Consider the following 23,924-nt stretch of genomic DNA (forward strand, 5'->3'; position numbering starts at 1 on the left):
TGGCGTTCAGCCCGCGCTGGCCGAGGCCGACAGGCGGGCCAGCAGCGCATCCCAGTCGGCAACGAAGCAGCCATTGTGGCCGCGGTTGCATTCGGTGATCCACGCGTCCAGCGATTCACTCTGTGCGCGGTAGCCGCTGACATCGCCCAGCACGGCGAAGCGCAGGCGGTAGTTCACCAGCATCTGCAGCCACTGGCCGGCCATGCCGGAGCGCAGCTCGAAGAAGTCTGGAGAGAGGCGCTGCACCGGGATGGCAATCCACTCGGCCTGATGCCCGAGTGCGTCGCCGACCAGATCACGCAGGCCGTTGGCATCGAGTGCGGGACCCTGCGTCTCGGTGCGCAGGATACGGGTGGTGCCGAGCAGTTCCAGAGAAGGGGGCATGGGGTGTCCTGGGGTTTGTCCTTACGTCCAGCCTGTCGGATTGTGCAGTGCTGAGTGTCGTAAAGCACCACATGTTCGGGGCGATCTGTGTGGCCGTGCTGAGAACGTTCCCTTTTCCTTCAGCACCTTACCGGATCGATGCGCTGCGATTGGGTCATTGTTGCTGGATGCCTGCTTGGCAACGCCGCTAGTTTCGTGGCGCCGGCCGAGTAGGCCAGCGCTCACCTCGCGCGGAATGCAGATATGGGTCGATTGATCGTGGTGGTAGGGGATAGAACCAGCGGTGGTGGACGCGTCATCACCGGCGCGCCATTCACCGACATCAATGGCAATGCCGTGGCCCGCATTTCGGACAAAGCGACGTGCCCCAAGCATCAGGGCATCTTCTCGATCGTCACCGGCGACATTACCTGGCGAGTGGATGGCCAGCCAGTTGCCCGGGATGGAGATCGATTGGAATGCGGGTGCAGCCTGATGGCGGGCACCCAGTTGACGGTGGACATTTCTTCAGGGGGAGCACCCGCGCCTGAGAAGTCTGTTGCGCCGGTTGCGGAGCGGCCGCCATGGCTGGCCGCCTCTACGGTGCCCAGCAAGCCCGTCTGCGAGGCATGTCTGCGGGCTGCGGCAGGCCGCGGTACGGCTTTCCTGAGGAGATGAGCATGAACTATGCCATCGTCGATGCAGCACGCTGTGCCGACAGCGCCGCTGTTCTGCATCGGTATGCAGCGGAGGGAAGGGCTCGAGCGCTGTTCGAAGGGCAGCCGGAAAGCCTTCATGAAGATGCCGGACCTTGGCTGTTTCTTCTGAATGAGGACCCGGTCCTGCATCAGTGGCTATTCAATCTCGACGCGATCCCGGGTGCCGTCTGCCGTTTCTCCAGTACAGTGAACGTCGACGCTGTCGTGGCGCATCTTCAGGCCCGCATGGCGATGCAGCTGCAGGATGGAGCCGGGGCGCTGTTCCGCCTTTGGGACGGACGTGCATTGTACCGGATGTGGGGAGTAATGACGCTGGCGCAGAGGGCCGCGTTCATTGGGCCGTTCTCGCGCTGGTCGGTACAGCTGCAGGGGCAGCTTTGGGAGTTGGATCACATGGCGGTGGAGAAACCATGATGCTCAAGCTGGATGCTCGACAGGAGGCCTTGCTGCGTCTGCCTGATCCCTTCTCGTTCCTGCCTCGACTTGCGGCAGAGATCCGTCGTGACCTGCCAGAGCGGGTCATAGGGCTGGATGATGCGGTGTTGCTGGCGGAGACGGATCGCTGCTACACCTATGCCGCCTATGAACTTGGCATCACTCATCTGCCAACACTGGTCGCATGGACCAAGGCGGATGTCGGCAGCGGTGGAGAACTTCATCGCAATGTCGACGTGGACATCGCCATGCGCCATGCGGTCAAGCCCAACATCCAGGCAGCGGATCTGCTGGGTGCCTTGGTGGCTCTTCATCGCTGGCCGAAGGACGTCGTGTAATGGCTGCCATTCCGATTCGATGGGGGTTGGGAAAGCTGGCCGAGCGCGCAGCCGCAGCGGCTGCCGCCGCAGCGGCGGCAGATGCGGCCAAGGACGTAGTGAAGGACAAGCCCGACGTAAGGGCACGTGAGGCGGAGTGTGCAGACACTCACGACGCCAGCGATTGCAACGAGTGCCGGCTCGGCGATGGCAGGGTAGGACAGCCGCCGACGCCTCGGTACATCACGCGGCGCACGCGTATCAACTATGACTACCAGCTCCAGATAGCGAACATGTATGCCGGCCCGGAGAGATTCGGCTATGTGAAGCGAGGCGACAGTGCGGATGAAATCGTGAACATGGATCTTGAATCGTTCAAGAATCTATTTGGACGAGGTGGCGAGTACACAACGCTGGAGTGGTTGTTCGGCGGCCATGCATTCGACGGATTCTGGCGGAGGCGATGCACCGTGGTGGAGGCCAAGGCAAACTTTGACAAGTTCTTCGACGAACGTGGCCTGGATGCGAAGCCGTTCACATTTTCTGTAGTTCAATCATGGATCAGTAGCTACCAAGTTCAGACGGCAGCTGTAGCTCCTGCAGCTCCTCAGGGGCGCCTGGAGTGGCACTTCATGGACGCCTCTGCATTTCTTGCCGCTGTCGAGGCCGGACTTCCACCGGAGAATGTCCGCCACACTCCTTTGCTTCTAGGCAGGATTTGAAATGAGCGCAACGTTGATAGTGAAGTTCACCCCGCAGAAGCTCTCACTGCAAGATGCGTATGCGTTCAGTGAAGCAGTAGTTGAGGGATTGGGTAGCCTGGAGCCTGAACCACGAAACTGGTGGTCCTTGCCCCGGGGACCAAAGGCCCCTTTGTGGCGTTCACGGAGCGATCAAGGATCATCGCGCAGATGGAAGCGGATGACCCCGAGTTTGTGGGGCTGGATCTGGGGCCGCCCAGCGTTCAGCTGACAAACGCTGGCGATGAGAAGGCGTGGAGGGCGCATGGTCGAGTGGGAGTGGCGATCGATCCGAGTCTGGGTACGATCCGGCTCAGTATCTCGGACCTTGAGAAAGCATTCGAACGACCGTCGGATGGCATGTGGTCCATCCTGCACGGATTGTCCGGGACGCCCGACGTTCGTCTGGTACAGACAAACGTAAGGCAAACTGTCGGTGCCGAACGACTGCTCTACAGCATTCATCGCGCGCCCTTCCCACATCGGGAATTCCTCGGCTGGATGGGCTACGTAGACGCCCCGCTGACCCAAGAACAGGTTCCTGCCGCAGCAAGGCTTGAGCGTCGGGGTGGTGGCACGCTCATCCTCGCCACGGAAGTTCTCGATCTTGCTGATGCCCATGCCGTCAAACAGGCCAACCAGGTCGAGATGAGCCTGGTTGACCTGGGGCTGCTTCCGGTTACGGATCCCTTGCTGGGGTAGCGCGTTTCGCGCCCTGCAGCGAATCAACTCGGCTTGGCAAACACATCCAACCCCTTGCCCGTCTCCAGCAGCGACTTCAGGCTCGACAGCACAATCGGCCAGCCCTGTCGGATGCCGGTATCCATGCCGCTGCCGGGTTCCAGTTCGTCATGGGTAACGGTCAGCCGCACCATGTCCTGGTAGGGCACGATCTCGAAGGTGACCCGGCTGTAGGCATCCGGGTTGTCGGCCTGCGTGGCGGCGGCCCAGGTGATGACCAGCCGCGAGGGCGGGGTGCTTTCCACCACCTCGCCGACCAGCTCGACCGAGCGTGTTTCGTTGGCGCGCACATGCTGCCAGCGCGAGCCGGGTTTCCAGTCCGAGACGTTTTCGTGGCCCCAGTAGCGGCTGGCGATCTCGGGGCGGGTGATGGCCTCGAACACCTTCTGCGGTGTGGAGGCGATGTAGATCACGTGGATGAAGCGGGTGGTCTCTGCGGACATCGTCATTCTCCTTCCAGTTCTCGTTTCAGGTCATGCAGCAGGCTCAGGCGCTGCTGCTCGAACTTGCGTACCCAGCGTTCGTAGACCTCATGCAGTGGCACCGGGTTGATGAAGTGCAGCTTCTCGCGGCCACGGCGCACGGTGCTGATCAGGTTGGCGTCTTCCAGCAGGCCCAGATGCTGGGTGACCGATTGCCGGGCCATGTCCAGGTGTTCGCAGAGCTGGCCCAGGGTCTGGCCGTTGTCTGCGCAGAGCAGGTCCAGCAGGGTTCTGCGCGTGGGGTCGGCCAAGGCCTTGAACACCTTGTCTGCATTCATGCGGGGCGTCTTCAGTTCCAGTTGTCGATCCTGATGTCGTGTGGGTTGGGCTGGCCCTTGCCGGTTTCCAGCAGGGCTTTGAGGCTCATCAGGAACACCGCCCACTTGGTGCTGCAGTGGGAGGTGAACTCGACGCGTTCCTTCCAGCCTTCGTGGGTGAACAGCACGATGCAGTAGTCGCCCTCCTGCTTCAGCACGAAACGCGCATGCGTGCCGATCCATTCGGTGGGGCCGGCCAGGAACTGCCAGAGCACGAGTTCGTCAGGAACCAGTTGTTCCAGCTTCATCTGCATGGCGCCGATTTCCTGGCCGTTGTTGGTGAAACGGACCTTGACCGTGCCGCCGACGTTACGGTCGCCGTGGGTGTCTTCTGCCCACCAGGCGGCGACGCCTTCGGGGGTGGCCAGTGCTTGATACACCTGGCGTGCGGGGGCCTTGATGCCAACCCGATGTGCGATATCCACCATTGCAGGTTCCTCGCGATGGGCGGGCGAGTGCCGTCCTTGGTGTCGACTATATGCAGGCAAATGCCTGCATGTCAAATGAGGTCGTTTGGAGGAGCTTTCCAGGCCTGGCCTGGCACTACTGCGTCACTGGGTCGCAGGCGGGCTGAAGCATGAGGGACACGGGTTCGGCGCTAGAGTGGGGTGGACCCCTCCAGGAAGGAGCAGTGCATGTACTACAGCAGTGGCAACTACGAAGCCTTCGCGCGGCCGCGCAAGCCGGCCGGTGTGGATGGCAAGCGCGCCTGGTTTGTCGGCTCGGGGCTGGCCTCGCTGGCCGGTGCGGCGTTCCTGGTGCGCGACGGGCGCATGGCCGGTGAACGCATCACCATCCTGGAACAACAGCAGATTGCCGGCGGCGCGCTGGATGGCCTGAAGGTGCCGGAAAAGGGTTTCGTGATCCGTGGTGGTCGCGAGATGGAGAACCACTTCGAGTGCCTGTGGGATCTGTTCCGCTCGATTCCCTCGCTGGAGATCGACGATGCCAGCGTGCTGGACGAGTTCTACTGGTTGAACAAGGACGATCCGAACTATTCGTTGCAGCGCGCCACCATCAATCGCGGCGAAGATGCACACACCGATGGCCTGTTCACCCTGACCGAGCAGGCGCAGAAGGACATCATCGCGCTGTTCCTGGCCACCCGGCAGGAGATGGAGAACAAGCGCATCAACGAGGTGCTGGGCCGTGATTTCCTGGACAGCAATTTCTGGCTGTACTGGCGCACGATGTTCGCGTTCGAGGAGTGGCATTCGGCGCTGGAGATGAAGCTGTACCTGCATCGCTTCATCCACCATATCGGTGGGCTGCCGGATTTCTCGGCGCTGAAGTTCACCAAGTACAACCAGTACGAATCGCTGGTGCTGCCGTTGGTGACGTGGCTGCAGGACAAGGGCGTGGTGTTCCAGTACGGCACCGAGGTGACCGACGTCGACTTCGATCTCCAGCCGGACCGCAAGCAGGCCACGCGCATCCACTGGTTGCGTGATGGTGTGGCCGGTGGCGTGGATCTGGGTGCGGACGATCTGCTGTTCATGACCATCGGTTCGCTGACCGAGAACTCGGACAACGGCGACCACCACACCGCAGCGCGCCTGAATGAAGGCCCGGCGCCGGCCTGGGACCTGTGGCGGCGCATCGCGGCGAAGGATGCGGCGTTCGGGCGCCCGGATGTATTCGGCGCGCATATTCCGGAAACCAAGTGGGAGTCGGCGACGGTGACCACGCTGGATGCACGCATTCCGGCTTACATCCAGAAGATTGCCAAGCGCGATCCCTTCAGCGGCAAGGTGGTGACCGGCGGCATCGTCAGCGTGCGCGATTCGCGCTGGCTGATGAGCTGGACGGTGAACCGACAGCCGCATTTCAAGAACCAGCCCAAGGACCAGATCGTGGTCTGGGTGTACTCGCTGTTTGTGGATACGCCCGGCGATTACGTGAAGAAGCCGATGCAGGACTGTACCGGCGAGGAGATCACCCGCGAGTGGCTGTACCACCTGGGCGTGCCGGTGGAAGAGATCGACGAACTGGCCGCGACCGGCGCGAAGACGGTGCCGGTGATGATGCCGTACATCACCGCGTTCTTCATGCCGCGCCAGGCCGGTGACCGCCCGGACGTGGTGCCGGAGGGGCGGTGAACTTCGCCTTCATCGGCCAGTTCGCCGAATCGAAGCAGCGCGACTGCATCTTCACCACCGAGTACTCGGTGCGCACGCCGATGGAAGCGGTGTACACGCTGCTGGATATCGAGCGCGGTGTGCCGGAGGTGTTCAATTCCACCTATGACGTGCGCTCGCTGCTGGCCGCGACCGGACGGCTGCGCGATGGCAAGGAACTCGATATTCCCGGGCCGGCGTTCCTGCGCAACCTGCTGATGAGCAAGCTGGACAAGACCCAGATTGGTGGGTTGCTGCGCGAGTTCAAGCTGGTGCAGGAGGACTAGGCCTCGCCGGGCGTGGCCCGGCGCTACCGCACCCCAGCAATCGACCGGTAGCGCCTACGGGGTGCTGTCGGTCGAGCGACTCAGCGGTTCCCACGCATCGATGTTGCCGACCATCGATGCCAGTTTTGCGCGTACCAGTTGCAGTGCGTCGCTGCCCAGCAGCAGATGGCGCGGCGGCGCATCACTGTCGATGATCTGCAGCATGGCCTGCGCCGCCTTTACCGGATCGCCCAGCTGCTGGCCGCTCTTGGCCTGGCGCGCACTGCGGATGGGATCGAACAACGTGTCGTAGTCTTCAATGCTGCGCGGCGCCCGCACCATTGAACGGCCGGCCCAGTCGGTGCGGAATGAGCCCGGCGCGACGGCGGTGACGTGGATGCCGAACGGCGCGACTTCCTTGCCGAGCACTTCGCTGATGCCTTCCAATGCGAACTTGCTGCCGCAGTACCAGGCGATGCCGGGCAGGGTGATGAAGCCGCCCATGGAGGTGATGTTGAGAATGTGGCCGCGGCGGCGCGCGCGCATGTGCGGCAGCACTGCTTTGATCAATGCGGCCGGGCCGAACACGTTCACTTCGAACTGCTGGCGCAGCTCGGCCAGCGTGGATTCTTCGAGGATGCCTTCGTGGCCGTAACCGGCGTTGTTGACCAGTACGTCGATGGCGCCGACGTTCGCTTCGATTTCGGCGACGAGTGCATCGATGGCAGCGGTATCAGTGACGTCCAGCAGGCGACCCAGGGCGCGACCGGGAGCGAGGGCTTCAAACGCGTGGCGCGCGGCGTCGTTGCGTACGGTGCCGATCACGCGATGGCCGGCCAGCAGTGCCTGCTGGGCAAGCGCGCGGCCGAAACCGCTGCTGGCGCCGGTGATGAGGAGGAGTCGGGATGTGGTCATGATCGGGAGTTGGCAGAGGGCAGGGCTTGCACGTTAGTGCTTGCGCGAGGCCATTCCCAGGCCTAGGCTTCGCCCAGTCTTGCCTATTCCTCTGAGGTGCCTGTGGTCGATTCCCTGCAACGGCAGGTGCAGGCGCGCATGGTCGGCCTCCTGCAGACGCTGGCGGTGGAGGAGGGCTATACGCTCACGCCGCTGCCCGGGGTACGGCTGCTGCGATCCAACCGTCCCTTGGCGCGCACGCCGGTGCTGTATGACCCGGGCATCGTGATCGTGTGCCAGGGCGTGAAGCGCGGCTACCTGGGCGGGCAGGTCTACCAGTACGACGCGCAGCACTACCTGGCGGTGTCGGTGCCGGTGCCGTTCACGATGGAAACCGAGGCATCGCCTCAGGCGCCGCTGCTGGCGATCTACCTGCACCTGGATCTGCAGATGGCGGCGGAGCTGCTGATTGAACTGGGCGAGCAGGCGGGTACGACCGAAACGCCGGCGCAGAGCATGATGTCCAGCCCGATGCAGGCGCCGATGCAGGCCACGGTGCTGCGCCTGCTGGAGGCGCTGGCCGAGCCGTTGCAAGCGGCCATATTGGGCCCGGCGCTGGTGCGCGAGCTTTACTTCCGTGTGCTGACCGGCGCACAGGGCGGTGCGTTGCGCGAGGCACTGGCCATGCGCGGGCGCTTCGGCAGCATTGGCCGGGTGCTGCGTACGATCCATGCGGCGTATGCCACGGCGCTGGATGTGGGGCAGCTGGCAGCAGGGGCCGGGATGAGCGTGGCGACCTTCCACGATCACTTCCGCAAGATGACCGGTACCTCGCCGATGCAGTACGTGAAATCGACCCGGCTGCATCAGGCGCGGTTGCTGATGCTGCGCCAGGGGATGACCGCCGAAGCGGCGTCGCTGGCGGTGGGGTATGCCAGCGCGTCGCAGTTCAATCGCGAGTTCAAGCGCCTGTTTGGGTTGCCGCCCGCTGCCGAAGTGGCGCGGATGCGGCGCAGCTTCGCGCTGCCACCGCCGCCGGCCGATGCGATGTACGTGTCTTCGCATTGAACGGGCGCAGGGATCGCCTTGGTTTTCTGGGATGCCGGGCAGCGGCCGGCACTACCGGTGGGGGCGGCAGGGTGGGGTATTGACTGCGGGTCTACCTACTAGTAGGTTGTGACCCATGAAAGAGTCGCTCTCGCCCAAGGCCCAGGAGATCCTGGCCCACGCCCGTTCGCTGCTGGAGGCCGGTGGCTACAACGGTTTCAGCTACGCCGATGTGTCGGCGCGGGTGAACATCAGCAAGGCCAGCATCCATCATCACTTCCCCAGCAAAGCGGAACTGGTGCGTACGGTGGTGGTGCTGTACCGGGCCGAGGCGCGCGAGGGCCTGGCGCTGCTGGATCGGCAGCTGGACGATCCGCTGCGCGAACTCCAGGCCTATGTGGACTACTGGTCCAGCTGCATTGCCGGTGGCACCTCGTCGTTCTGCATCTGCGCAATGCTGGCGGCCGAGGCGCCGATGATTCCGCCGGAAATCGCCGAGGAAGTGCGCGGGCATTTCGAGGACCTGAGCGGCTGGCTGGCGCTCACCCTGGAGAAGGGCGCGGCGGCCGGCCAGTTGCGGTTGCAGGGTTCTGCCGCCGATGAGGCCAAGGCGTTCATGTCTGCGGTGCACGGGGCGATGCTGGCTGCGCGGGGGTTGGGCGATGCAGCGACCTTCGCGGCATTGGCGCGGTTGGCGATCGCGCGGGTGGCCGTGGCTGCCTGAGTTGTGGTGTGTGCGGCCTGCCCAAGCGCAGGCCTTTTCTTTGCCTTTCAGGCCTACCTACTAGTAGGTTCAATCATTCAATGGAGATTCCCATGTCGCATCCACTTTCGACCCTTGGCGTCGTGCATACCGCGGTCAGCCTGGTTCCGGTGCTGGCCGGGGTGTACGGCTTCATCCGCCACGGCGCGATCGATCCTGCCACGCGCTCAGGCAAGCTCTACCTGTGGGGCCTGCTGTTGTCGGTGGCCACATCCTTCACGGTCTCCAGTACGGGCGGGTTGAACCCCGGCCATGCGTTCGGCGTGATCGTGCTGTTGGTGGCGTTCGGCGGTGTGGTACTGGCGCGGCTGCGCTGGCTTGGGCGTGCGGCGCGCTATCTGTCCACGTTCGCGTTGTCTTTCAGCTTCCTGCTGTCGCTGGTGCCAGGCGTGAATGAAACGCTGACGCGGTTGCCGGTGGGTCACCCTGTCGCTGCTGCGCCGCTGGCGCCGGTGATCCAGCAGACGCTGCTCGGCTGCGCGCTGCTGTTCGCCATCGGTTTCCTGGCGCAGTGCTGGGTGATCCATGCGCGCGCTGCACGTACGCGTGGCTGAGACCGCCAGCGCTGCGGATCAGTCGGCCAGGACGGTGTCCGCGCCTTCGCCGTAGGTGGCGCGGGCGCTGCCACATGCAGCGTGGGAAGCAGCGCTGGGCGGCAGGCCGGTGGCCTTGATGCCGCGCAACGTATTGCCCTCGAATATCTCGGCGTAGCGTTCGGCGGCCAGCGCGCCATCGGGCAGCACGTACAGCAGCGTGCGCTGAAGGGTCGATTGGCCCTGCAGTGGCTGCGGTTGCCGGAACGCAGGTACCTGCACGCGCGCGCTGTGCCATCGCGTGGGCGCATCGACAGTCTGCCAGCGGACCTGCAGCGGCAGGTCGAGCGAGATCAGCGCGACACCGGCGGGAAGGCCGTAGGACGTGCAGTCCATTGGTGCTGCGGGGATGTTTGCGAGGGCCCTGTCGCCGATGTCCAGTGCGATGCCGTTGACCTCCAGCCGCACCATCGGCGCACTGCCGTAGTTGTGGACCTTGAACAGCACCAGGCCTTCGAGGCGGCTGCGCTCCAGTTCGTCGGCGGTGAGGCCGCTGAGACGTGCGAGCGTGGGTGCGACCTCCACGTGATCGCTGTAGTGGTAATAGAGGTGCACGAGCTCCGGTGTGCCCGCACGGCGCCATCCGGCGTTGAATGGCGTGGTGTCCGGATACGCCTGGCGCACCAGTGGCACATCGGTCACGGCGCGATCTCCCGACGGTGTGGCGTAGCGGTAATGATCAACGGAGCGCTTCAGGCGCGCGTCCTGGTAGGGGAAGCCACTGTCCGCATCGGATTCCGCGTTGGGGTAGCGGTGGAAGGCCACGAAGCGCTCAGGTGTATCGCCTTGCATCGGCAGGTCCGGGCCAGCGCCGGAGCCGGTGGATGCATACGGCGAGGTGTCCAGCCACAGCGGCTGCCCGCTGAGATTGATGTGCAGCTCCGCAATGGGCGCACGCGAGCCGCCGGCAACGCTATCCCAGCTGCGTTGCAGGGAAAACCACACGGGGACGATGAGCAAGGCCGCGGCGGTCGGTGCAAACATCATCGCGTGCACGCGGCCAGGGACGCGCCCGCGCTGCCGCACCATGTAGCGCAGCCACGCCAGCAGCAGAACCAGCAGCAACGGAACGCCCACCCAGATCGCCACGGTGGCCAGCGCCACGGCGCCCCAGCCCAGGTTGGGGGTGGCCACCGCGATGAGCGAGAGCGCGCCGATGAGCGTGGCCAGCAGCAGCGATATGCCGATGCCAACGCGGTAGTTCCGGTACGGGCTGTCAGTCATCACCGTTCCATCGGCAGTGCGGGGATGGCCCTATCTTGCAGGGGTGGGAACGGCGTGCAAAGTCGGGGAAGGAGACAATCAGCAGCCGACCAGCCGGTCCGCGCCGATGCCATTGCGATGCTGGCTGCGATATTCGGTCGGGCTGGCAGCCGCCTGGCTGCGGAAATGGCGGCGGAACGATTCCTGCGAGCCGAAGCCGGCCTGCTCGGCGATCCACTGCAATGGCCGGTCGGTGGTTTCCAGCAGTTCGCGGGCGTAGGCCACACGCTCGCGGATCAGCCAGTCGATGGGCGACAGGCCGGTGGCTTCGAGGAACTGTCGCTGTAGCGTGCGCTGGCTCAAGGCCGCCTGCTCGGCGAGGCTGCCCAGCGAGTGCGGTTCACGCAGGTTGCGGCGCATCCACTCCATCAGCTTCGCCAGCCGCGTGGGCTCGCCACTGGGGATGGCCCGGCTGACGCGCTGGCTGCGGCCGGCATCACGCCACGGCGCCAGCACCAGCCGTTCGGCTACAAGGTTGGCCACGCGCGCGCCGTAGTCCTTGCGCACCATGTGCAGCATCATGTCCATGCCGGTGGCCGAGCCTGCGGAGGTGATGATGCTGCCGGTGTCCACGTACAGCACATCCTCGCGCACATCGATGCGCGGGAACGCATGCGTCAGCGCTTCGGTGAGGCGCCAGTGGGTGGTGGCCTGGCGGCCATCGAGCAGGCCGGCCCAGGCCAGCACGAAGGCACCGGAGCAGATTGAAGCAATGCGCGCACCACGTGCGTGGGCGCGGATGAGGGCATCGAGCAGCGCCTGCGGCGGACGCTCGCTGGGTTCGCGCCAGCCGGGGATGACGATGATGTCGGCATCTTCGACGGCATCGAGTGAAAAGGGCAGTTGTACCTGCGTGCCGCCGAGCATGCGCAGCGCCCCGGGCTCACCCGCGCACAGCTGCGTGCGGTACCAGGCCACGCCGAGTTCCGGCCGCACGGGCGCGAACAGGCCGACCGCACAGCCGAACTCGAACAGCCCCTGGCCGTGACAGGCGACGATGGCGACGAGCGGCGCGGCGGGATCGGCAGATGGGCTGGACATGGATCGATGCTACGGGCGGTGGTGCGCGGCGCGCAGTAGCGTGCGGGCATGAGGTGATGCCTGTGGAGCATGTGCACGAGGGGGCGTTGATCGGAAGCAGGCTGGGGATGGCCGTCGGGCTTGGGACAACTGACTGGGTAGAGTCGACTGTTAGTCGACTGCTGTTGGCGACACCGCTTGGATGCCCGCGCTACGCGCGATAGTCGACTAACAGTCGACTCTACCCTGCCGTTCGCCGTTCGCCGTTCGCCGTTCGCCGTTCGCCGTTCGCCGTTCGCCGTTCGCCGTTCGTCCGTCGCCATTCATGGAGGCGCCATCGGGCGGCGTGCCGGCCCAGCCTTGCCTAACCTCATTACCAGCAGTCATGTGAGTGGCCGGATGTTACGGCTGGGTGACGCGATTCCGCCTGTCGTGGCGCGTGAACAGGCCCTTGAATGGAAGCGTGTCTCCGGCCCACCCCCACGAGCCCCCATGCCTGCCGCCCACACTCCTGTCCTGAGCTCTCTTGCCGTCCTGATTGCCGCTGTCCTTGCTGCGTCGCCCAGCCATGCCGCTGAAGCCGATGCCGAGCCCGCCACCACGGCAGCGACCGCCAATGTCGCCGCCTCTACGCTGGATGCGGTAGTGGTGACCGGGTCGCGCACCAGTACGCGCACGGTGAAAAACAGTTCCACGCCGATCGACGTGATTTCCGCCGAGGATCTGGCGTCAACGGGTCAGGCCAACCTGCTCGAAGCCCTGCAGCGTGCGCTGCCCTCGCTCAGCCAGATTGGTGGCTACCAGAGTGATCAGGAGAGCCTGATCCGCGGCTACCAGCTGCGCAACCTGTCGCCGGGCTACACGCTGGTGCTGGTGAACGGCAAGCGCCGCAATGCCAGCGCCTACGTGAGTGGGGCAAACGGTGGTGGCTTTCCGGGCCATGCCTGGGCCGACCTGGCGCTGATTCCGGTCTCGGCCATCGACCATGTGGAAGTGCTGCGCGATGGTGCATCGGCCATCTATGGCTCGGACGCGATCACCGGCGTGGTCAACGTGATCCTCAAATCGCAGGCGCACGGTGGCGAGTTGGCCGTGGAAAGCGGGCAGAGCGTCGATGGCGATGGTTCGCGCACCAGCGTGCGCGCGAATGTGGGTCTGCCGTGGGGCGCTGACGGCTTCATCAATCTGTCGGGTGAGACCACGCGTCAGCACCACGCGATCCGCACCCGGCGCTATATCGATGGCTACCTGAGCTATCCGGCGGTGGATGCCAGCGGCAATCGGGTGGCCCTGCGCCCGAACAACCGACTGCCCGCCGGCGCGTCACCGAACCCAGCCGAGGCCACGCGTGATGCTGAGGCCAACACCATCCTCAGCTCGCCCTCGTATGCGCTGAAGGCGTTCGCGGTGAACGTGGGCCATGGACTGGGTGAAAGTGCGCAGTTCTACGCCAATGCCACGGCCAGCGACCGCACCGCGCAGGCGATCCAGAACTTCCGCCTGCCGGCGACGATCTTCACCACCTACAGGGCTCCCGGCGTACTGAGCGTGTTCCCCGATGGCTTCCTGCCGGTGCTGGAAACCAAGGAGAAGCAGTACACCGGCACTGCGGGGGTGAAAGGCCAGATCGCGGGCTGGGATTACGACGCCAGCCTGACCGGTAACCGCAGCACGGTGCGCACCTACACGCGCAACTCGGTGAACTACTCGCTGCCGTATCCCGGTTCGCCCACCGATTTCTACGACGGCAAGCTGGACTACCAACAGGGCATCGCCAATCTGGATCTGCGCCGTGGTTTCGAGGTGGCAGCGTTCGCCTCGCCGCTGGAAGTGAGTGCCGGTGCGGAGTACCAGCATGAACAGTACGAGCGCGGGGCCGGGCAGTGGGAGTCGTACACCGGCTTCGGTGCGGCCGCCTTCGTGGGCTACTCCACCGCCGATGCGGTGAAGGCCACTCGCAACAGCAAGGCGGTCTACGTGGGCGCGGCCACCAACATCACCTCGCGCTGGTACCTGGATGCGGCCGCGCGCTGGGAAGACCATTCCGACTTCGGCAGCGTGTCCACCGGCCGCCTGACCACGCGCTTCGACTTCACCGATGCGCTGGGTCTGCGCGCCACGGTCAGCAACGGTTTCCACGCACCGAGCCTGGGCGCGCAGTTCTACCAGGCCACCGGCAGCTGCCCCTGCGGCACCACGCTGGTGGCGCAGGTATCTTCACCGGCGGCCGTCGCATTGGGCGCCACGCCACTGAAGCCGGAGAAGGCCACCAACTACAGCCTGGGCGTGACCTGGGACCCCAGCCCGGCCTTCCACCTGGCGCTGGACGCGTACCAGATCGACATCCGAGGCCAGCTCGGCCAGTCCAGCCAGATCGGCTACAACGCGCAGGACCCGGCGCGCATCACCGACAACAGCGGCACCGTGCTGAGCGCGGCGCAGAAGAACACCATCGATGCGCTGCTGGGTTCGGCGGGCATCAGCATCCTGCCAGGTGATGCGTTCTACGCCAGCTACTTCACCAACGTGGGCAATACCCGCACGCGCGGGGTCGAGCTGACGCTGGAAGCGAACCAGGAAACGGCGTGGGGCAAGCTGCGCTGGAGTTATGCGGCCAACGTGGGGCGCACCACCATCCAGAAGGTCAGCGACATTCCTGCGGCGCTGCAGGGGCTGCCCAACATCAATCTGTTGACCAAGAGCAGCGAGTACGCGCTGCGCTTCCGCACGCCGAGCTACACGCAGGTGGCCGGGCTGGGCTGGCAGAACGGGCGCTGGCGCTCGAACGTCGATTTCACCTACTACGGCCCGATCAAGCGGCTGAACAACGGCGTGGAGTACAAGCAGCCGCCGGTGCTGGTGACCAACCTTTCAGGTGCGGTGGAGCTGGGGGCGGGTTGGAGCGCGGCGCTGGGCATCAACAACGTGTTCGACAAGCGCACGCGCAAGGTGCCGGAGTACGCACGTAGCGCTACCGACGTGGCGAGTATCGAGACCACCTGGGATTCGGGCGATGTGCTGAGCCGGATCGGGGCGTTCTGGTATGGGCGGATCAATTACCGGTTTTGAGGTTCAGGCCAACGGCAGCCGAGCATGGCTCGGCTCTACAGAGGAGCAGGTCAATGTCAGGTGCTTTGAAGGTGGTTGCGCTGGTGGGGTCGCCGACCAGTTCGGCGACGTCGCGCACGCTGTTGCTGGTGCGGCATCTGCTGGAGTCGCTGCAGCAGCGGCTGCATGCCAGCGTGGAGCTGGTGGAGCTGGCGCCGATCGCGCGCTCGCTGGGGCAGTCGCTGTCGCGTGATGAGGCCGAGCCTGCGGTGGAGCAGGCGCTGCAGACGATCGAGGCGGCCGAACTGCTGGTGGTGGCGGCGCCGGTGTACCGCGGCTCCTATCCCGGCCTCTTCAAGCATCTGGTCGATTTCATCGGGCTGGAGGCGCTGGTGGATACGCCGGTACTGCTGGCGGCAACCGGTGGCAGCGAACGCCACGCGCTGGTGATCGATCACCAGTTGCGGCCGTTGTTCAGCTTCCTGCAGGCGCACACGCTGCCGATCGGGGTGTATGCAACGCCAGCGGATTTCGAAGGCGAGCGCATACACAGCGCGGCCTTGCAGGCGCGGATTGGGCTTGCCGCCGAGCGCGCGGTCGGGCATCTGGCCGCGCAGGCACGGGTCTTGCCGGTGCCGCTTCGGCGCATCGCCTGACGCCATAACGGGCGGCGCTTTGCTTATGGCCAAGGCGCATCTGCATGGCCGGATCTGACCGCCGATTGTCGCCAGGCATCGCCGTCGACGCTGCCGGTATCTCTAGCATCGAAATCGAAGCGGCATGGCATTGCCGGCACCGATGAGGACAACCCCGTGAGTGTGGACGCAACCGATAAACCCATCCTGTTCCTGCTCGACCGCGAGTTCGAGGACGGTCAGCTTCCCGGCCAGCGCTTCTTCTGCCGGCACAGCCTGCTGCTGGAAGGTGCGCTGTCGAGCATCGATGGCCTGGATGCGCAGCTGGACGTGCGCCGCATCGGCTTCGCGCGGCCGCGCCGCGAGGTGATCGCCGCGATCGGCGAGCAGGACCAGTCGCTGCCGAAGCTGGTGTTGCCGCATGGCGTGCGCAGCGAACTGGCCAGTGGCGCCCACCAGGACCGGCAGTACATCTCCGGTGCCGAGCCGATCCTGGCCGCGCTGAACGGGTTGCTGGGCATCCCCGTGGCCCATCCCTGAGCGAGGACGCGAGCATGAGCTATCAGATCAGCGTGTTGGACAAGAGCCCGGTGGCCGAGGGTGCGTCGCCGGAACAGGCGCTGCGCAACAGCCTGCAGCTGGCGCAGCGTGCGGAGCAGCTGGGCTACCACCGCTATTGGTTTGCCGAACACCACGCCGCGCCGACGCTGGCCAGCCCCGCACCGGAAGTGCTGGCGGCGTGGGTGCTGGCGCAGACCCGGCGCATCCGCATCGGCAGCGGCGGGGTGATGCTGCGCCACTATGCGCCCTACAAGGTGGCGGAGAACTTCAACCTGCTGTCCGCGCTGGCACCGGGCCGCGTTGATCTGGGCGTGGGCAAGGCCCCTGGTGGCCTGCCGGCCTCGACGGCAGCACTGGCGGCAGGACGACCGGCGTTCGCTGACTTCGATCAGCAACTGCGCGACCTGGAGGGCTATTTGACGGGCGTTGACGCCGATGCGCTGGCGCGTCCGATTCCGCAGCAGGCGCCGGAGCGCTTCCTGCTCGGTGCCAGCCCGCAGAGTGCGCGGCAGGCGGCCGAGCTGGGTTGGCGTTTCGTCTACGCCGCGCACTTTGATGGCGACCCGAAACATATCGAGGCTGCGTTCGACGCCTACCGCGGTGTCTCCACGCAGCCTCCACTGTTGGCCACGGTGGCGTTCGCCGCACCTACCGCCGAAGCGGCTGCGCGCCATATCGGCGCACTGCGGGTCTACAAGCTGCACCTCGGCCCCGGGCAGACGGTGAACCTGCCCAGCCCCGAGGCCGCTGCCGAGTACGCACGCCAGGTGGGCGTGACCGACTTCCGTGTCGAGGAAACCCGCCCGAGTGTGCTGTCCGGCGATGCGCAGCATGTACGCGGCGAACTGGACGCGCTGCACCGGCGCTTCGGCGTGGGTGAATTCATCCTCGATGCGCCGGTGGCCGACCTCGACGCACGTCTGACATCCCTTGAACTGCTGTCGCCCGCGCCGCGCGCGGCGGTGGCCTGACCTGCAGGAGCGATTCCCATGAGCACGACCCCGCGCCACATTCCGTTCGGCATCATGTTGCAGGGCCCCGGCAGCCATATGCATGCCTGGAAGCATCCGTCCAACCCGGCCGATGCCAGCGTCAACCTGCAGTTCTACATCGACATCGCGCGCACCGCCGAGGACAACGGCATCGCGTTCGGCTTCGTGGCCGACGGCCTGTACATCAACGAGAAGTCGATCCCGCACTTCCTCAACCGTTTCGAGCCGATCTCGCTGCTGTCGGCACTGGCCACGGCAACCAGCAAGATCGGGTTGGCCGGTACTTTGTCGACCTCCTACAGCGATCCGTTCACGGTGGCGCGCCAGTTCGCCTCGCTGGATCTGCTCAGCGGCGGCCGTGCCGGTTGGAATGTGGTGACCTCGCCGCTGGAAGGCTCCGGCCGCAACTATGGCCGCCCGCATCCGGAACACGCCCTGCGCTATCAGATCGCCGACGAGTATCTGGACGTGGTGCAGGGGCTGTGGGATTCGTGGGATGACGACGCCTTCGTGCGTGAGCGCGACAGTGGCACCTTCTTCGCGCCGGAAAAATTCCGCCGGCTCGATCACAAGGGGCGCTTCTTCCAGGTGGAAGGGCCGCTCAACATCCAGCGTTCGCCGCAGGGCCAGCCGGTGATCTTCCAGGCCGGTTCGTCTGATGATGGCATTGCATTGGCCGGCAAGTACGCCGATGCGGTGTTTACCCATTCGCCGTCGCTGGAAGAAACCCGCGCGTTCACCCAGAAGGTGAAGAACTCGGCGATCGCGCACGGCCGCAGCGGCAACGACGTGAAGATCTTCCCGGGCATCGGCCCGATTGTCGGTCGCACCGCCGAGGAGGCCGAGGCCAAATACCAGGCGATCGCCGCGCTGGCCACGCTGGAAGATGCGCTGGCCTACCTTGGGCGATTTTTCGATCACCATGATTTCAGCCAGTACGACCCGGATGCACGGTTCCCGGAGCTGGGTGACATCGGCAGCAATTCGTTCCGCTCCACCACCGACCGCATCAAGCAGGACGCGCGCGAGAAGGGGCTGAGCCTGCGCCAGGTGGCGTTGGAAGCGGTCAGTCCGCGGCCGAACTTCATCGGCACGGCCGAAGACGTGGCCGACGAGCTGATCCGCTGGTTCGATGCCGGTGCCAGCGATGGCTTCATCCTCGGTTTCGCCGCGCAGCGCGAAGGCCTGGACGATTTCGTGACCCAGGTGCTGCCGATCCTGCAGGCCCGTGGCTATCACCAGCGCGAGCTGGAAGGGCAGACCCTGCGCGAGCATCTGGGCCTGCCGTACAAGGCCAGCCGTCATTCAACCGACGCCGAACCGGCGCTGAAGGTGGGGTAGGGCGATGAGCGGAGAGAGTTCGGTAGCGCCGGGCAACGCCCGGCGGACTTCCCCAACAACCGGCGTGCTGCCTGAGATCGCAGCGCGCGCCGAGGCGGCCATCGCGATCCGTCATGATCTGCACCGGCACCCGGAGCTGGCCTTCGAGGAGCATCGCACCAGCGCCCGCGTGGCCGAGCTGCTGCAGCAATGGGGCTATGAGGTGACCACCGGCCTCGGCGGCACCGGCGTGGTCGGCACGCTGCAGCGCGGGCAGGGCAGCCGTCGCCTGGGCCTGCGTGCGGACATCGATGCATTGCCGATCCAGGAAGACTCCGGGTTGGCCTATGCCAGCCAGACCGACGGCCTGATGCATGCCTGCGGTCACGATGGCCACACCGCCATCCTGCTGTCCGCCGCGCACTACCTGGCCCATCACGGGCGCATCGACGGCACCCTGCAGCTGGTATTCCAGCCCGCCGAGGAAACCGGCTCGGGCGCGTCGAAGATGATTGCCGACGGCCTGTTCGAGCGCTTCCCGGTCGATGCGATCTATGGGCTGCACAACTGGCCGGGTGTGCCGGTGGGCCATTTCGGTTTCGTCGATGGTCCGGCGATGGCCTCGGTGGACTGGGCGCGGCTGAAGGTGATCGGCAAGGGCGGCCACGGCGCCGAGCCGCAGGGCAGTGTCGACCCGATCCTGGTGGCGGCACACATCATCACCGCGCTGCAGAGCGTGGTCTCGCGCAATGTCGATCCGCGGCAGATGGGCGTGGTCACCGTCGGCTCGATCCATGGCGGGCAGGCGGCCAATGTGATTCCGGACGTGGTGGAGCTGAAGCTGACGGTGCGCGCCTACCTGCCCGAAGTGCGCGACACGCTGCGGCGCCGGGTCACCGAACTTGCCAAGCAGACCGCTGCTGCGTTCGGTGCGCGTGCCGAGATCGAGTTTCCGCGCGGCTTCCCCAGCGTGATCAACCACCCACAGCAGACCGCCTATATCCGCGAAGTCGCCGAGCGCGGCTTCGGCGCTGGACAGGTGGTGCCCGATTTCGCGCCGCGCACGGCCAGCGAGGATTTCGCCTTCCTGCTGCAGGCGCGGCCCGGCAGCTTCGTGTTCGTCGGCAACGGCGACAGCGCACCGCTGCACAGCCCGCGCTATGTGTTCAATGACGCGGCGATCGCACCCGCGGCCAGCCTGTGGGCGCGGCTGGCCGAAGACTATCTGGTGAAGGATGCCGCATGAGCAGCAACGAACGCTTCCTCTACACCTCGGTGGATGACCCGTTGGCGCGTCCGCTGTTCGACGGCCTGGAGCAGGAGTACGACAGCCGCTATGCCGACGTGCACCGTCGCATCGGCGGCAGCGCCCGCGAAGAGCTGCAACGCTATCCAGCGCAGGCCTTCGCCGCGCCGGTGGGGGCGTTCGTGCTGCTGCTGCGCGATGGCCTTGCCATCTCCGGCGGTGCCTTCATGCCACACCGGGACCCGGATACCGCCGAGTTCAAGCGCATCTGGACGCTGCCGGGTCTGCGCCGCCAGGGCATCGCGCGGCGCGTGCTGCAGGAACTGGAAGACCAGGCGCTGCGCCAGGGGTACCGCCGCGTGTTCCTGACCACCGGCTTCCGCCAGCCCGAAGCGGTGGGCCTGTACCTCAGCCATGGCTACACCGCACTGTTCGACCTTCAGGCCGATCCGGAAACCGTCGCGCATCTGCCCTTCGAGAAGCACCTGCTCGCGCCGGCGGCGGTGATCGCACCTGCACCTGCCGCCGTGCACGGAGCCCACGCATGAGTACGCCCTCGACAGCACTGGAAGGCATCGCTGCACGGCCGGCACAGACGCCGGCGCTGAAGATCGTGCCGGCCCGGCATCCATTGCAGGTGATCGGCACCGTGTTGGCGCTGGCCCTGATCCTGATCGGGCTGCAGTCGGTGCTGGGCAATCCTCGCTGGGGTTGGGGCACCTTCGCCGAATGGTTCTTCGCGCGCCCGGTGCTGGAAGGGCTGGGCCGTACGCTGCTGCTGACTGCACTGGGCACCGGGCTGGGGTTTGCGCTGGGCACGCTGCTTGCACTGGCGCGCGTGTCCGGTTCGCCGTTGCTGTCGGCGGTGTCGTGGGGCTATGTGTGGTTGTTCCGCTCGATTCCGCTGCTGGTGCTGTTGCTGCTGCTGAACAATCTGGGCTATCTGTACAGCACCATCGAACTGGGCGTGCCGTTCACCGGCATCAGCCTGTTCTCGTACCCGACCACGCAGCTGATCGGCGTATTCACTGCCGCGGTGCTGGGCCTTACGCTGAACCAGGCCGCGTTCTCGGCCGAAGTGATCCGTGGCGGCATTCTGTCGGTCGACCACGGACAGTACGAGGCCGCCGCCGCGCTGGGTCTGCCGCGTGGCCGGCAGGTGCGCCGCATCATCCTGCCGCAGGCAATGCGCTCGATCCTGCCGGCCGCGTTCAATGATGTGATCGGCCTGGCCAAGAGCACCTCGGTGGTCTATGTGCTGGCGTTGCCGGAACTGTTCTACACCGTGCAGGTGATCTACCGCCGCAACCTGGAGGTGGTGCCGTTGCTGATGGTGGCCACGGTCTGGTACCTGGTGATCCTGACCGTGCTGTCGCTGCTGCAGCGACGCGTGGAGCAGCGCTTCGCGCGCGGCCAACTGCAGCGTGAGCGCTCGGTGTCGCGCGTGTCATCGCCGCTGCGCGCGCAGAGTGATGCCGCACCGCGCGTGATCAATCGCCCGCGCATCGTCACCCAGGTCGAAGCGGGCGAGGGTGCGGCGGTGTCGCTGCATGGCGTGGGCAAGGCCTTCGGCGAGCAGCCGGTGCTGGAAGATGTGAACCTGGATCTGCGCGCCGGCAGCGTGACTGTGCTGATCGGCCCCTCGGGTGCTGGCAAGTCCACGCTGCTGCGGTTGATCAATCATCTGGAACGTGCCGACAGCGGTTACGTGACCGTCGGCGGCCAGCTGATCGGCTACCGCCGCGACGGTGACACGCTGTACGAGTTGCCCGAGCGCGAGATCCGCCGCCGTCGTGCCGAAGTCGGCATGGTGTTCCAGGGCTTCAACCTGTTCCCGCACCTGACCGCGCTGGAAAACATCGTCGAGGCACCGATCGCGGTACGCGGCGTGTCGCGCGCGCGGGCCGAGCAGCAGGCGCGCACGCTGCTGGAACGGGTCGGTCTGGCCGACAAGGCCGATGCCTTCCCGCGCCAGTTGTCCGGTGGCCAGCAGCAGCGCATTGCCATTGCCCGCGCGCTGGCGCTGCAGCCGAAGGTGCTGCTGTTCGATGAACCGACCTCGGCGCTGGACCCCGAACTGGTGGCCGAAGTGCTCAGCGTGATCGAAGAGCTGGCCCGCTCTGGCACCACGCTGGTGATCGTCACCCATGAGCTGGGCTTTGCCCGCCGCGTGGCCGACCACGTGGTGATGATGGACCAGGGCCGGGTGATCGAGCAGGGCACGCCCGACGCCGTGTTCGAGCGACCGCGCCAGCAACGTACCGCCGACTTCCTGGCCAAGACCCTGTAACCCTCAAGGAATGCCATGAGCCCTGCAGCACCCCGTCGCCCCTCGCGCAGCACCCTGTTGATCGGGGGCGTGCTGGTCATCGGCATCGCCGGCATCGTCTACTCGCGCGTGCGCCAGGCCCCGGAGGCTGCGGTGGTGGCCGCGACCAGCCTGGCCGGTACCAACACCGCCGTGCTGAAGGGCACGCTCGATCCCAAGGCGCAGGCCTTGATTCCCGCCGGCTACCGTTTCGTCACTCCTGGTGCGTTTACCGTAGCTACCCATCCAGGGCAGCTGCCGCTGGCCGACTATGGTGCCGACAGCAGGGAGGTGGTCGGCATCGAGCCGGATATCGCCCGCCTGATCGCCGATGGCCTGGGCCTGAAGCTGGTAATCGTGCCGGTGGCCTGGGCCGACTGGCCGCTGGGGCTGGAATCGGGCAAGTACGATGCGGTGCTGTCGAACGTGACGGTCACTGAAGAGCGCAAGAAGAAGTTCGATTTCTCCAGCTACCGTTACGATCTGCTGGGCATCTACACGCGCAGCGACGGGCCGATCCAGAAGATCGAAAAGCCCGCCGATGTGGCCGGGCTGAAGGTGGTGGTCGGCGCCAGCACCAACCAGGACCAGATCCTGCGCCAGTGGGACCAGCAGAACATCGCCGCCGGCCTGAAGCCGGTGGAGTACCAGTACTTCGATGACGCGGTGGTTGGCCGGTTGGCGGTGATCACCGGCCGCGCCGATGTCTCGTTCGAGCCCAATGCCACCGGCGCCTATTCGGCGCGCGACGGCAAGGTGCGGCGCGTGGGCCTGTTTCCGGGTGGCTGGCCGAATGCCGCGGCGATCTCGGTGACCACGCGCAAGGGCAGTGGCCTGGCTGATGCAGTGACGCAGGCGCTGAACACGCAGATTGGCAGTGGCACCTATGCGCAGGCGTTGGCGCGCTGGAACGTGGCGGAGGAGGCCGTGCCGCAGTCGCAGACCAACCCGCCGGGGTTGCCGACGCTGCAATAACGCCGGGCACAGCCCGGCGCTACCACGACGTCGGGATCGCGCCGGTGATCTCGTAGCGTCGAGCTTGCTCGACGGGCGTGATGATGGGCGAAGAGCAGTCGAGCAAGCTCGACTCTACCAACGCGCCTCCAGCGTCCGGCATCTCCGCCGGGGTTGCCGACGCTGCAATGACGCCGGGCACGGCCTGGCGCTACCACAACGTCGGGATCGCACCGGTGATTTCGTAGCGTCGAGCTTGCTCGACGGGCGTGATGATGGGCGAAGAGCAGTCGAGCAAGCTCGACTCTACCAACGCGCCTCCAGCGTCCGGCATCTCCGCCGGGCTTGCCGACGCTGCAATGACGCCGGGCACGGCCCAGCGCTACCACGACGTCGGGATCGCGCCGGTGATCTCCTAGCGTCGAGCTTGCTCGACGGGCGTGATGATGGGCGAAGAGCAGTCGAGCAAGCTCGACTCTACCAACGCGCCTCCAGCGTCCGGCATCTCCGCCGGGGTTGCCGACGCTGCAATGACGCCGGGCACGGCCTGGCGCTACCACAACGTCGGGATCGCACCGGTGATCTCGTAGCGTCGAGCTTGCTCGACGGGCGTGATGTTTGGCGAAGAGCAGTCGAGCAAGCTCGACTCTACCAACGCGCCTCCAGCGTCCGGCATCTCCGCCGGGGTTGCCGACGCTGCAATGACGCCGGGCACGGCCTGGCGCTACCACAACGTCGGGATCGCGCCGGTGATCTCGTAGCGTCGAGCTTGCTCGACGGGCG

25 protein-coding genes and 1 pseudogene are annotated in these 23,924 nt (G+C 65.8%); 19 read left to right on the forward strand and 7 right to left on the reverse strand.

Annotation, left to right across the window (positions count from 1 at the left end; genetic code table 11):
• Positions 1 to 6: 6 nt before the first annotated feature.
• Positions 7 to 384 (reverse strand): DUF4180 domain-containing protein, encoded by a 378-nt coding sequence (locus N4G47_RS07360; RefSeq protein ID WP_475286146.1) that lies wholly within the window; start codon positions 382 to 384, stop codon positions 7 to 9.
• Between the two features lie 243 nt (positions 385 to 627).
• Between N4G47_RS07360 and N4G47_RS07365 the strand changes: the two genes are divergently transcribed.
• The 5 genes from N4G47_RS07365 (at position 628) to N4G47_RS07385 (ending at position 3,276) form a co-directional block, all read left to right on the forward strand.
• Positions 628 to 1,041: a PAAR domain-containing protein gene (locus N4G47_RS07365; RefSeq protein WP_475286148.1), complete on the forward strand. Its 414-nt coding sequence runs from the start codon at positions 628 to 630 to the stop codon at positions 1,039 to 1,041.
• Positions 1,042 to 1,043: 2 nt separating this feature from the next.
• A complete protein-coding gene (locus N4G47_RS07370; protein ID WP_475286150.1) occupies positions 1,044 to 1,496 on the forward strand; it encodes a DUF4123 domain-containing protein in 453 nt (150 codons plus the stop codon).
• Positions 1,493 to 1,855 carry a hypothetical protein gene (locus tag N4G47_RS07375; RefSeq protein WP_475286152.1) on the forward strand — a complete coding sequence of 121 codons (363 nt, stop codon included), beginning with the start codon at positions 1,493 to 1,495 and terminating at the stop codon, positions 1,853 to 1,855. Before N4G47_RS07370 ends, N4G47_RS07375 begins: the two co-directional genes overlap by 4 nt.
• Positions 1,855 to 2,556, forward strand: a complete 702-nt coding sequence (locus N4G47_RS07380; protein WP_475286154.1) for a Tox-REase-5 domain-containing protein — start codon at positions 1,855 to 1,857, stop codon at positions 2,554 to 2,556. The genes N4G47_RS07375 and N4G47_RS07380 overlap by 1 nt, the downstream gene beginning before the upstream one ends.
• Positions 2,557 to 2,745: 189 nt before the next feature.
• On the forward strand, positions 2,746 to 3,276 hold the full coding sequence (locus N4G47_RS07385; RefSeq protein ID WP_475286156.1) for a hypothetical protein: 531 nt from the start codon (positions 2,746 to 2,748) through the stop codon (positions 3,274 to 3,276).
• Positions 3,277 to 3,299: 23 nt separating this feature from the next.
• Here the strand turns inward: N4G47_RS07385 and N4G47_RS07390 are convergent, their stop codons facing one another.
• From N4G47_RS07390 to N4G47_RS07400, 3 genes are read right to left on the reverse strand one after another with little or no spacing between them, the layout of a single operon-like run.
• Entirely contained in the window at positions 3,300 to 3,758 is a 459-nt protein-coding gene (locus N4G47_RS07390; protein WP_475286158.1) for an SRPBCC family protein, read from the reverse strand.
• Positions 3,759 to 3,760: 2 nt separating this feature from the next.
• Positions 3,761 to 4,075: an ArsR/SmtB family transcription factor gene (locus N4G47_RS07395; protein ID WP_010484635.1), complete on the reverse strand. Its 315-nt coding sequence runs from the start codon at positions 4,073 to 4,075 to the stop codon at positions 3,761 to 3,763.
• A gap of 11 nt (positions 4,076 to 4,086) precedes the next feature.
• Positions 4,087 to 4,542, reverse strand: coding sequence for an SRPBCC family protein (locus N4G47_RS07400; RefSeq protein WP_475286160.1), 456 nt, complete (start codon positions 4,540 to 4,542; stop codon positions 4,087 to 4,089).
• A 207-nt stretch (positions 4,543 to 4,749) separates the two neighbouring features.
• Between N4G47_RS07400 and N4G47_RS07405 the strand changes: the two are divergent.
• A pseudogene (locus tag N4G47_RS07405) lies at positions 4,750 to 6,518 on the forward strand (oleate hydratase).
• 54 nt (positions 6,519 to 6,572) lie between these two features.
• Here the strand turns inward: N4G47_RS07405 and N4G47_RS07410 are convergent.
• Positions 6,573 to 7,412 carry an oxidoreductase gene (locus tag N4G47_RS07410; RefSeq protein ID WP_475286162.1) on the reverse strand — a complete coding sequence of 280 codons (840 nt, stop codon included), beginning with the start codon at positions 7,410 to 7,412 and terminating at the stop codon, positions 6,573 to 6,575.
• Positions 7,413 to 7,514: 102 nt separating this feature from the next.
• On the opposite strand from N4G47_RS07410, the gene N4G47_RS07415 reads away from it, so the two are divergent.
• From N4G47_RS07415 to N4G47_RS07425, 3 genes are all read left to right on the forward strand, one after another.
• A complete protein-coding gene (locus N4G47_RS07415; protein ID WP_475286164.1) occupies positions 7,515 to 8,459 on the forward strand; it encodes an AraC family transcriptional regulator in 945 nt (314 codons plus the stop codon).
• A 115-nt stretch (positions 8,460 to 8,574) separates the two neighbouring features.
• Positions 8,575 to 9,162, forward strand: a complete 588-nt coding sequence (locus tag N4G47_RS07420; protein ID WP_475286166.1) for a TetR/AcrR family transcriptional regulator — start codon at positions 8,575 to 8,577, stop codon at positions 9,160 to 9,162.
• Positions 9,163 to 9,254: 92 nt separating this feature from the next.
• Complete coding sequence (locus tag N4G47_RS07425) at positions 9,255 to 9,755, forward strand: hypothetical protein (RefSeq protein ID WP_475286167.1); 501 nt, start codon at positions 9,255 to 9,257, stop codon at positions 9,753 to 9,755.
• An 18-nt stretch (positions 9,756 to 9,773) separates the two neighbouring features.
• Here the strand turns inward: N4G47_RS07425 and N4G47_RS07430 are convergent, their stop codons facing one another.
• Together N4G47_RS07430 and ftrA are read right to left on the reverse strand one after the other, a co-directional pair.
• Positions 9,774 to 11,018 carry a hypothetical protein gene (locus N4G47_RS07430; RefSeq protein ID WP_475286169.1) on the reverse strand — a complete coding sequence of 415 codons (1,245 nt, stop codon included), beginning with the start codon at positions 11,016 to 11,018 and terminating at the stop codon, positions 9,774 to 9,776.
• 78 nt (positions 11,019 to 11,096) lie between these two features.
• Entirely contained in the window at positions 11,097 to 12,098 is a 1,002-nt protein-coding gene (gene ftrA / locus N4G47_RS07435) for a transcriptional regulator FtrA (RefSeq protein ID WP_475286171.1), read from the reverse strand.
• Positions 12,099 to 12,569: 471 nt separating this feature from the next.
• Between ftrA and N4G47_RS07440 the strand changes: the two genes are divergently transcribed.
• The 10 genes from N4G47_RS07440 (at position 12,570) to N4G47_RS07485 (ending at position 23,560) form a co-directional block, all read left to right on the forward strand.
• Positions 12,570 to 15,146: a TonB-dependent receptor plug domain-containing protein gene (locus N4G47_RS07440; protein WP_475286172.1), complete on the forward strand. Its 2,577-nt coding sequence runs from the start codon at positions 12,570 to 12,572 to the stop codon at positions 15,144 to 15,146.
• Between the two features lie 53 nt (positions 15,147 to 15,199).
• Positions 15,200 to 15,781 (forward strand): FMN reductase, encoded by a 582-nt coding sequence (gene msuE, locus N4G47_RS07445; RefSeq protein ID WP_475286174.1) that lies wholly within the window; start codon positions 15,200 to 15,202, stop codon positions 15,779 to 15,781.
• A gap of 156 nt (positions 15,782 to 15,937) precedes the next feature.
• Entirely contained in the window at positions 15,938 to 16,300 is a 363-nt protein-coding gene (locus tag N4G47_RS07450; protein ID WP_475286177.1) for a DUF3088 family protein, read from the forward strand.
• A 14-nt stretch (positions 16,301 to 16,314) separates the two neighbouring features.
• Positions 16,315 to 17,292: an MsnO8 family LLM class oxidoreductase gene (locus tag N4G47_RS07455; protein WP_475286179.1), complete on the forward strand. Its 978-nt coding sequence runs from the start codon at positions 16,315 to 16,317 to the stop codon at positions 17,290 to 17,292.
• Positions 17,293 to 17,310: 18 nt separating this feature from the next.
• The gene (locus N4G47_RS07460) at positions 17,311 to 18,654 is read left to right on the forward strand and encodes an LLM class flavin-dependent oxidoreductase (protein WP_475286181.1); all 1,344 of its coding nucleotides are present in this window, start codon (positions 17,311 to 17,313) and stop codon (positions 18,652 to 18,654) included.
• A 4-nt stretch (positions 18,655 to 18,658) separates the two neighbouring features.
• Positions 18,659 to 19,879, forward strand: coding sequence for a M20 aminoacylase family protein (locus N4G47_RS07465; RefSeq protein ID WP_475286183.1), 1,221 nt, complete (start codon positions 18,659 to 18,661; stop codon positions 19,877 to 19,879).
• Positions 19,876 to 20,427, forward strand: a complete 552-nt coding sequence (locus N4G47_RS07470) for a GNAT family N-acetyltransferase (RefSeq protein WP_475286185.1) — start codon at positions 19,876 to 19,878, stop codon at positions 20,425 to 20,427. Before N4G47_RS07465 ends, N4G47_RS07470 begins: the two co-directional genes overlap by 4 nt.
• Positions 20,424 to 22,169, forward strand: coding sequence for an amino acid ABC transporter permease/ATP-binding protein (locus N4G47_RS07475; RefSeq protein WP_475286187.1), 1,746 nt, complete (start codon positions 20,424 to 20,426; stop codon positions 22,167 to 22,169). Before N4G47_RS07470 ends, N4G47_RS07475 begins: the two co-directional genes overlap by 4 nt.
• A gap of 15 nt (positions 22,170 to 22,184) precedes the next feature.
• Positions 22,185 to 23,162, forward strand: a complete 978-nt coding sequence (locus N4G47_RS07480) for an ABC transporter substrate-binding protein (protein WP_475286189.1) — start codon at positions 22,185 to 22,187, stop codon at positions 23,160 to 23,162.
• A 251-nt stretch (positions 23,163 to 23,413) separates the two neighbouring features.
• The gene (locus N4G47_RS07485) at positions 23,414 to 23,560 is read left to right on the forward strand and encodes a hypothetical protein (protein WP_475286191.1); all 147 of its coding nucleotides are present in this window, start codon (positions 23,414 to 23,416) and stop codon (positions 23,558 to 23,560) included.
• Positions 23,561 to 23,924 lie beyond the last annotated feature (364 nt).

It is taken from the genome of Stenotrophomonas sp. GSD10, assembly GCF_056172695.1.

Bases quoted from the DNA above. Each gene is read 5' to 3' on its own strand.
- N4G47_RS07360 (WP_475286146.1), bottom strand. From the start codon at position 384: ATGCCCCCTTCTCTGGAACTGCTCGGCACCACCCGTATCCTGCGCACC.
- N4G47_RS07365 (WP_475286148.1), top strand. From the start codon at position 628: ATGGGTCGATTGATCGTGGTGGTAGGGGATAGAACCAGCGGTGGTGGA.
- N4G47_RS07370 (WP_475286150.1), top strand. From the start codon at position 1,044: ATGAACTATGCCATCGTCGATGCAGCACGCTGTGCCGACAGCGCCGCT.
- N4G47_RS07375 (WP_475286152.1), top strand. From the start codon at position 1,493: ATGATGCTCAAGCTGGATGCTCGACAGGAGGCCTTGCTGCGTCTGCCT.
- N4G47_RS07380 (WP_475286154.1), top strand. From the start codon at position 1,855: ATGGCTGCCATTCCGATTCGATGGGGGTTGGGAAAGCTGGCCGAGCGC.
- N4G47_RS07385 (WP_475286156.1), top strand. From the start codon at position 2,746: ATGGAAGCGGATGACCCCGAGTTTGTGGGGCTGGATCTGGGGCCGCCC.
- N4G47_RS07390 (WP_475286158.1), bottom strand. From the start codon at position 3,758: ATGTCCGCAGAGACCACCCGCTTCATCCACGTGATCTACATCGCCTCC.
- N4G47_RS07395 (WP_010484635.1), bottom strand. From the start codon at position 4,075: ATGAATGCAGACAAGGTGTTCAAGGCCTTGGCCGACCCCACGCGCAGA.
- N4G47_RS07400 (WP_475286160.1), bottom strand. From the start codon at position 4,542: ATGGTGGATATCGCACATCGGGTTGGCATCAAGGCCCCCGCACGCCAG.
- N4G47_RS07410 (WP_475286162.1), bottom strand. From the start codon at position 7,412: ATGACCACATCCCGACTCCTCCTCATCACCGGCGCCAGCAGCGGTTTC.
- N4G47_RS07420 (WP_475286166.1), top strand. From the start codon at position 8,575: ATGAAAGAGTCGCTCTCGCCCAAGGCCCAGGAGATCCTGGCCCACGCC.
- N4G47_RS07425 (WP_475286167.1), top strand. From the start codon at position 9,255: ATGTCGCATCCACTTTCGACCCTTGGCGTCGTGCATACCGCGGTCAGC.
- N4G47_RS07430 (WP_475286169.1), bottom strand. From the start codon at position 11,018: ATGACTGACAGCCCGTACCGGAACTACCGCGTTGGCATCGGCATATCG.
- ftrA (WP_475286171.1), bottom strand. From the start codon at position 12,098: ATGTCCAGCCCATCTGCCGATCCCGCCGCGCCGCTCGTCGCCATCGTC.
- N4G47_RS07440 (WP_475286172.1), top strand. From the start codon at position 12,570: ATGCCTGCCGCCCACACTCCTGTCCTGAGCTCTCTTGCCGTCCTGATT.
- msuE (WP_475286174.1), top strand. From the start codon at position 15,200: ATGTCAGGTGCTTTGAAGGTGGTTGCGCTGGTGGGGTCGCCGACCAGT.
- N4G47_RS07455 (WP_475286179.1), top strand. From the start codon at position 16,315: ATGAGCTATCAGATCAGCGTGTTGGACAAGAGCCCGGTGGCCGAGGGT.
- N4G47_RS07460 (WP_475286181.1), top strand. From the start codon at position 17,311: ATGAGCACGACCCCGCGCCACATTCCGTTCGGCATCATGTTGCAGGGC.
- N4G47_RS07465 (WP_475286183.1), top strand. From the start codon at position 18,659: ATGAGCGGAGAGAGTTCGGTAGCGCCGGGCAACGCCCGGCGGACTTCC.
- N4G47_RS07470 (WP_475286185.1), top strand. From the start codon at position 19,876: ATGAGCAGCAACGAACGCTTCCTCTACACCTCGGTGGATGACCCGTTG.
- N4G47_RS07475 (WP_475286187.1), top strand. From the start codon at position 20,424: ATGAGTACGCCCTCGACAGCACTGGAAGGCATCGCTGCACGGCCGGCA.
- N4G47_RS07480 (WP_475286189.1), top strand. From the start codon at position 22,185: ATGAGCCCTGCAGCACCCCGTCGCCCCTCGCGCAGCACCCTGTTGATC.
- N4G47_RS07485 (WP_475286191.1), top strand. From the start codon at position 23,414: ATGATGGGCGAAGAGCAGTCGAGCAAGCTCGACTCTACCAACGCGCCT.